Source organism: Ligilactobacillus salivarius DSM 20555 = ATCC 11741 (genome assembly GCF_001435955.1).
GTDB classification, from domain to species: domain Bacteria; phylum Bacillota; class Bacilli; order Lactobacillales; family Lactobacillaceae; genus Ligilactobacillus; species Ligilactobacillus salivarius.
On record NZ_AYYT01000046.1, the window covers coordinates 1 to 496 of the forward strand.

At 32.5% G+C, this 496-nt stretch carries 1 pseudogene; it reads left to right on the forward strand.

From position 1 onward, the window contains the following. The first annotated feature begins 14 nt into the window (after positions 1–14). Positions 15–489, forward strand: a pseudogene (gene tnpA, locus FC55_RS09650) (IS200/IS605 family transposase). Positions 490–496 lie beyond the last annotated feature (7 nt).

Consider the following 496-nt stretch of genomic DNA (forward strand, 5'->3'; position numbering starts at 1 on the left):
AAGGAGACTATACAATGACTAATAAAATAAAAGACGCAATATACACAAAACGTTATGTGTATAATTTACATTTTCACTTAATTTGGTGTACAAAATACAGAAATAAGACTTTTACAAATGAAAAGTTATCTAACGAAATGAAAGATATTCTACAAAGAGTAGCTGACGACAATGAAATAGTCATTGAAAAAATGGAAGTAATGCCAGACCATGTACATATGCTTATTTCATTTCCACCGAGAAAATCAGCAGTAGACGTAATCAAAGCACTAAAAGGCAGAAGTGCATTCCTATTCTTACAAACACATCCAGAAATTAGACAAAAACAATATTAGAGCGGTCATTTATGGTCTTCTAGCTATTATCTAGGCTCTCTAGGTAACATGAGTAAAGATGTTGTTGAGAGATATATTAACGACCAAAAATATAATGCATATAAAAAATAGGACTCTACGAGTCCTAGGCTTAGGCTATCCATCCCCTCACTAAAGTAAGG